The 6,283-nt window shown below is 64.1% G+C and carries 6 protein-coding genes and 1 pseudogene; 5 read left to right on the forward strand and 2 right to left on the reverse strand.

The genetic code is table 11. From position 1 onward, the window contains the following. Together EN964_RS21015 and EN964_RS21020 are read right to left on the reverse strand one after the other, a co-directional pair. Positions 1-448, reverse strand: a 448-nt coding sequence (locus tag EN964_RS21015; protein ID WP_164775909.1) for a response regulator transcription factor, incomplete at its 3' end; no start/stop codon positions are given. Further along, a complete protein-coding gene (locus EN964_RS21020; protein ID WP_127267186.1) occupies positions 445-1,839 on the reverse strand; it encodes a sensor histidine kinase in 1,395 nt (464 codons plus the stop codon). The genes EN964_RS21020 and EN964_RS21015, both read right to left, overlap by 4 nt. A gap of 172 nt (positions 1,840-2,011) precedes the next feature. Between EN964_RS21020 and EN964_RS21025 the strand changes: the two genes are divergently transcribed. The 5 genes and pseudogenes from EN964_RS21025 to EN964_RS21045 all read left to right on the forward strand — a co-directional run. Next, the gene (locus EN964_RS21025) at positions 2,012-2,353 is read left to right on the forward strand and encodes a hypothetical protein (RefSeq protein ID WP_013528672.1); all 342 of its coding nucleotides are present in this window, start codon (positions 2,012-2,014) and stop codon (positions 2,351-2,353) included. 14 nt (positions 2,354-2,367) lie between these two features. Continuing rightward, positions 2,368-3,087, forward strand: coding sequence for a phosphatase PAP2 family protein (locus tag EN964_RS21030; protein WP_127267185.1), 720 nt, complete (start codon positions 2,368-2,370; stop codon positions 3,085-3,087). Positions 3,088-3,332: 245 nt separating this feature from the next. After that, positions 3,333-3,611, forward strand: a complete 279-nt coding sequence (locus EN964_RS21035; protein ID WP_127267184.1) for a helix-turn-helix domain-containing protein — start codon at positions 3,333-3,335, stop codon at positions 3,609-3,611. Positions 3,612-3,680: 69 nt separating this feature from the next. Further along, entirely contained in the window at positions 3,681-5,414 is a 1,734-nt protein-coding gene (locus EN964_RS21040) for a SulP family inorganic anion transporter (protein ID WP_127267183.1), read from the forward strand. Positions 5,415-5,753: 339 nt separating this feature from the next. Beyond that, positions 5,754-6,283 (forward strand): annotated as a pseudogene (locus EN964_RS21045) (adenylate/guanylate cyclase domain-containing protein); the annotation flags it as partial.

Raw genomic sequence — 6,283 nt, forward strand, 5'->3', positions numbered from 1 at the left:
CCGCAATGCCGTCGGTCGGCTGCTGGGACTGGAGATCCGAAAGCAGCCGGGCCGACAGCGTCGGCGACAGATAGCTTTCGCCGGCTGCAACATTGCGCAGGATGTCGGCGAGCCCGCGCGACCCGACGCCTTTGAGGACATAGCCATTCACCCCTGCGTTCAGCGCCTTTGTCACATCGGCGTTGGCCTCCGAAACGGTCAGCATGACGATCTTCTGGGCCGGATGGCTGGCGAGAATGCTTGCCACCGCGGTCAGCCCGCCGCCCGGCATGGAGATATCGAGCAGCAAGATGTCGGGCCGCACCGTCGTGGCGAGGCGTTCGGCATCCTGCGCCGTGGCGCCCTCGCCAACCATCTCGAAGCCTCCGATCTCCGACAGGCTGCGCGTCACACCTTCGCGAAAGAGGGGGTGATCGTCGACAATGGCGATGCGAATGGTCCCAGTCATGCTTGCTCCTCGACCGATAGACGGATCACCAAACGCGTACCTTGCGGCCCGGTCAAGGTTTCGAACTGTCCGCCAATGCTTTCGACCCGCTCCCTGAGGCCGGCGAGGCCGAGACCCTCGACCCGTGCCGCCGGATCGAAACCGGGCCCGCCGTCCGACACTTCGACAAAAAGCCGGCCACCTTTCATCCCCGCACTCACCGCCTGATCCTTGCCCAACCCGTGGCGATAGGCGTTGTTCAGCCCTTCCTGGACGAAACGATAGATGCTGATCTTCTCGGAGGCGCCGGGCTCCGGCAAGTGTCCGGTCAGCGTCAGCGTCACCGACGTTCCCGTCCTCTGCTCGTGTTCCTTGACCGCCAGCCGCAGAATGTCGGTTGCGGCAGCCGTCTCGATCTGCGGCAAAACAAGGCCGGTGCAGATGCCGCGTATTTCGCGCATCGCGTCCTCCAGTGTCTTGCGGATCATTGCGACCTCGGTCGAACGGCTTACGCTCGAATGGCCGTCGCTGGAAAATATCGGGCTGTCCATGCGCAGCGCCGCCAGTGCCACGAGTTGGGCCGGGCCGTCATGGAGGTCGGCGCCGATCCGGCGCAGATATCTTTCGTTGAGCGCGGTGGCGCGGCGGGACGCCCGTTGCACGCGCAGTCGCAAAGCACTGTTTTGCGCCACCAGACCCTGCAGCTCCGAGACCTGGCGGCGCAGTGCCCCACGCTGATCGTCGATGGTGCGGCTGCCGCGCAGGACGATGCCCGACAGGAGCAGGAATGCCGCGAGCGTCGCGCCGGCCACGATCAGCCAGCTCGACCACAGGGCGGACGCCAGGGTGGCCTGGAAATCGTCGGCGATCTCATAAAACTCGGTGACCGCCACCACCTCGCCCGACCAGGGCTCGCGCACGGGATTGTATATCTCCAGCAATGGCAAGCCGGTAGCCTTCTCCTCGCGTTCATCATCATCGAATGTATTGAATTCAGCGACGACATTGCCTTCGAAGGCGGAACGCAGATTGTCGCTCGGACCGAAGCGGCGGCCGATCAGGGACGCCTCCTTAGCGTAGAGAACCGTGCCGTCGCGGCGCCAGAGCACGAACGATTGGAGGCGCTTGCCGAGCGCGCCCTGGCCAAGCGTCTCGTCCAGCGCCTGCTTGACGGACTCGCTGAGCTCCTGGTCCTTGCGTAAGTCGGGAAGCAGCGGCGCAATCACGCTGTCGACATAGAGCGCCGTCGTGGCGGCCGAATTGCGGATGACGCCGTCCCGGATCTGCGCCGTCACCCAGGTGCCCACCACCAACATGACGGCCAGCAGGCCAAAGCCGCCGGCAACGACGAATTGCAGGGCAAGGGAAAGCTCGCTCCAGCGCCGCATCAGGTTTTGAAAACTGCGAATCATGAGCCCCTGACCGCCCTTCGAACCGACAGATTGGGCGATGTTAGTACTTTGAGCTTCCGGCTTGCCATTGCCAAGGGCTTCGTTTGGTCGAGGTCGCTTGACGTCCCGGCGCGCTTGGGAAACAACGTCCGCGACGCACGCGGCGGGAGCCGCTCCGAGAGGGGACGAAACGTTGAGTTTTTCGGGATTGCTGCAGCTCGGCTTTTCGACGGTCATTTTCCTGCTGGCGGCGACAGCCGCCAAGCAATGGGGCCTTGCGCCGAGCCTTGGCAAGATAGCGCTGACGCTGGCGCTCTATTCGCTGGGCAATCTGATCATGCTGCGGCTGATCCGCGAATTCGGCATGTCGGTGTCGTTCAGCCTTTCCGCCGTCATCCAGCTGGTCTCCGTGAACGTCGTGGCGCTGGTCTTCTTCGGCGAGCGCGTCAATGCGCTGCAGGCGACCGGCATCATGCTGGCGATCGCAGCGGTGGCGCTGATCACGCTCGGACCCTATCTGCAAGGTCGGCTGTAACGGGCGAATTGCCGATGAAGAACGCCGCGAACGCTTTGCTCAACCGGGTCGAATTCCCGGTGCTGCTGGCCGGCCTGGTCATCGCCGCCGGCCTGTGGGGATTCGAGGAGCTGATGGAGATTGCGCGCGCCACCACGCCGCACGCCTTCGACACCGAGATCCTGCTCGCCTTCCGCCAGGCGGGGCGCCCTGACAGCCCGATCGGCCCGCTGTGGCTGCAAGGGGCGATGCGCGACATCACAAGTCTTGGCAGCGGCAGCGTGTTGGTGCTGATCGTGACGGCGGTAATCGTCTATCTCCTGCTTATCCGCAGGCCGGCGACCGCCCTTTTCATCTTCGTGGCGGTGGCCGGCGGTCAGGTGCTGTCGAGCCTGCTGAAAGCCGGCATCGACCGGCCGCGCCCCGAACTCGTCTCGCATCTCGTCAACGAAACGACGCTGTCTTTTCCGAGCGGCCACGCCATGCTGTCGGCCGTGACCTATCTGACGCTCGGCGCGCTGGCGGCACGCTTCCTGCCCGGTCGAACGACGAAGATCTATGTGCTGTCGCTGGCGGTGCTGACGACGCTGCTGGTCGGCATCAGCCGCATCTATCTTGGCGTCCACTGGCCATCGGATGTGCTTGCCGGCTGGTGCGCCGGCTTCGTCTGGGCGATGCTGTGCTGGCTCGCTGCCCGGGCGTGGCAGCGATGGCGCGGGCAGCGCCTGAACGGCGACAGCGAGACTGGAGACTAGATCAGCCGGTCGATCAGCCCGTGCCCGCAGCCCACCGACAGCAAGGCCGCCCAGGTCATGAAGGTCTTGAAGAATTCAACCGCGTTACCCCCTGCCTAGATGGACACCCTAGGCACAATCCCGGGAAGTATCTGAATGATCGGTCAGCCGCCCCTTTACGCCTCAGACGTTCATCCTAATGCTTGAAACATCACAATGATAGTATTATACCTTATTCCTGCAGACTCAGACGGGGATTCCGGCCGATGATCACTGCCGCGCAGATGCGCGCCGCAAGGGCGCTGGCCGGCATCGATCAGAAGACGCTCGCCGAGCGCGCCGGCGTTTCGCTTCCAACCATCCAGCGCATGGAGGCGAGCGATGGCGTGGTCAGGGGCGTGGTCGACACGCTGATGAAGGTCATCCAGGCTCTCGACGAGGCCGGGGTGGAGCTGATCGGCGAGAACCAGACCAGCGAGCGCGGCGGCCGGGGCGTGCGCCTCAAGGCTGCCGTGCCGCGGGATCCCAAGGCTGAGCCGGCATAAAGTCGCGACGGCGACCGCCGACAGCCCTGCCGACGATCCCGCCGCCTTTCAGGGTGCGAAAGGCAGTCCATGGATCAGACGCAGCGGGCAGTGCATCAACCGGCCCACAGGTCGGCCCATAGGCCGGTAAAACCGACATTTTCCGAATTGTTCACGCCGAAGCTGGTGACGGTCTGGCGCGAGGGCTACACGTTCGCCGACTTCAAGGCGGACGCCATTGCCGGGCTGACGGTCGCCATCGTCGCGCTGCCCTTGTCGATGGCGATCGCCATCGCCTCGGGCGTGACGCCCGAGCGCGGCCTCTACACCTCGATCGTCGGCGGCTTCATCATTTCGGCGCTCGGCGGCAGCCGCTTCCAGATCGGTGGTCCGGCCGGCGCCTTCATCGTGCTGGTGGCCGCGACGGTTGCCCGGGTCGGCATCGATGGACTGCTGTTGGCAACGATGATGGCAGGGGTCTTCCTGCTCGCCATGGGCTATCTCCGCCTCGGCACCTACATCAAGTTCATTCCCTATCCGGTGACGGTCGGCTTCACCGCCGGCATCGCCGTCATCATCTTTTCAGGACAGATCGTCGAACTGTTCGGGTTGAAGCTTGCCGGCAGGGAGCCGGGCCCGCTGGTGCCGAAGTTGATCGCGGTCGGTGAGGCGGCCGGCACCATCAATCTTGCGGCGACCTTCGTGGCGGTGTTGACCATCTTCACCATCGCCGGCCTGAAGCGCTGGCGGCCGACATGGCCTGCCATGCTCATCGCCATCGGGCTGGCATCGCTGGTCGTGGCGCTTCTCTCGCTGCCGGCGGAGACGATAGGCACTCGCTTTGGCGGCATCCCGCGTAGCCTGCAAATGCCCGCTCTGCCGCCGATCAGCCTGGGCAGGATGATTGACGTGCTGCCGGATGCCATTGCCTTTGCCCTGCTCGGCGCGATCGAATCGCTGCTGTCGGCGGTGGTCGCCGACGGGATGACGGGCCGGCGGCATCGTTCCAACTGCGAACTGGTGGCGCAAGGCTTCGCCAACATCGCGTCCGCCCTGTTCGGCGGCATCTGCGCCACCGGCACCATCGCCCGCACCGCGACCAATGTGCGGGCCGGCGCCCACGGACCGGTTTCGGGCATCGTCCACTCCGCCATCCTGCTCGCTTTGATGCTGGTGGCGGCGCCGCTCGCCAGCTACATCCCGCTCGCAGCCCTGGCTGGCGTGCTGGCGGTCGTGTGCTGGAACATGTTCGAGAAGCAGGCCTTCGCCACCTTGCTGCGTGCCTCGCGCGGCGATGCGCTGGTGCTGATGGCGACCTTTCTGCTCGTCATCTTCCGCGATCTCACCGAAGGCATCGTCGTCGGCTTCGTGCTGGGCTCGATCCTGTTCATCGACCGCATGGCCAAGTCGATTGCGGTCGAGGCCGATCAGCCGCTGGTGCAGGAGGATGTCGCCGACAGCGCCAACGCCTACGATGCCAGCGAGGCGACCGACGCCGACACCGTGGTCTACCGCATCTCGGGCGCCTTCTTCTTCGGCGCGGCATCGACCGTCGGCACCGTACTCGACCGCATCGCCGACCAGCGCAGGAACTTCATCCTCGACTGCTCGGCCGTACCGTTCTTCGATTCGACGGCGGCCAACGTCATCGAGGGCGCCGCCCACAAGGCCAGGCGCGCCAGCGTCCGCTTCATCATATCAGGCGCCGCGCCGCAGATCCGGCGCATGCTGATCAACCACGGCGTGAAGCGTCCGCTGGTGACCTATGCAGCGTCGATCGAGGAGGCGCGGGCGCAGCTGAAAGGCAAGATCGAGGTGCGGTAGGGGCCGGGATTTGCCGGCCGGCGGTCGCCTGAACGTCAACTTTTTGATCTCAAGCAAGCGGGGAGCACGCTTTAGGCGAGCGGGCTCACTTTAGTCCCAGATGCAAGGAAAGTCGCTTCGCGGCGGCGTCGAATGCCACCAATCTTCGTGACCTGAACAGGGAAGCCTCCGCCTATCCTGCTTCAGCTTTCACCGTGGTCCTTTGTCCGGACATTTTACTCTTTGCAGCCGCGTTTCAAAAATGAAACCGCAATCATGGTAGAGTTCGCGCACTGATTTGCCAGTAGAAGGCGGGTTTGCCAAATGCGTGACACGTCCCCGCGAAATCGAAGTGATCCTATGCCGACCGCGCCAACACTTGAACTTCGCCGCTATTCACGGCTGAGAAATTTGCGAGAGCGCGCAGAACGCCAAGGTGCTGCATTGCAGTTCTGGGCGCGTACGGCATCGCTCGCCGTGATCTCCTGCTTCTTTTCATTAATCAGCCGCTGGGATGCCTCTCTGCTCTTCGTGCTGGCGGGCCTCATGTTGTTCCAGCTCGTCGGCCTGATCCAGTTTCGCTTTGCGCGCCGTCGCAACGCGCCATGGTGGATCGGTTATCTCGTAGGCACGCTGGACATCGTTCTGTTGACCGTTCTGCTGGTAACGCCCAACCCGTTTTCCCCGGAGGTCGCGCCGGCCGCGATGCAACTGCGCGAAGGCAGCTTCAAATTCCTGTTGATTTTCGTGTGCCTTGGCGCGCTGACCCTTTCGACCCGATTGGCGCTCTATCTCGGAGCGCTCGCAGCCTTGACGTGGACGATCGGGGTGGGATGGGTGATTCTTCATGCGGGAACCGTCCTTCCGGCGACGAACCTCTATTCCTGTCT

The organism is Mesorhizobium sp. M7A.F.Ca.CA.001.10.2.1, from assembly GCF_003998575.1.
Classification (GTDB): domain Bacteria; phylum Pseudomonadota; class Alphaproteobacteria; order Rhizobiales; family Rhizobiaceae; genus Mesorhizobium.

Coding starts and splice junctions, on each gene's coding strand:
- EN964_RS21020 (WP_127267186.1), bottom strand. CDS start 1,839: ATGATTCGCAGTTTTCAAAACCTGATGCGGCGCTGGAGCGAGCTTTCC.
- EN964_RS21030 (WP_127267185.1), top strand. CDS start 2,368: ATGAAGAACGCCGCGAACGCTTTGCTCAACCGGGTCGAATTCCCGGTG.
- EN964_RS21035 (WP_127267184.1), top strand. CDS start 3,333: ATGATCACTGCCGCGCAGATGCGCGCCGCAAGGGCGCTGGCCGGCATC.
- EN964_RS21040 (WP_127267183.1), top strand. CDS start 3,681: ATGGATCAGACGCAGCGGGCAGTGCATCAACCGGCCCACAGGTCGGCC.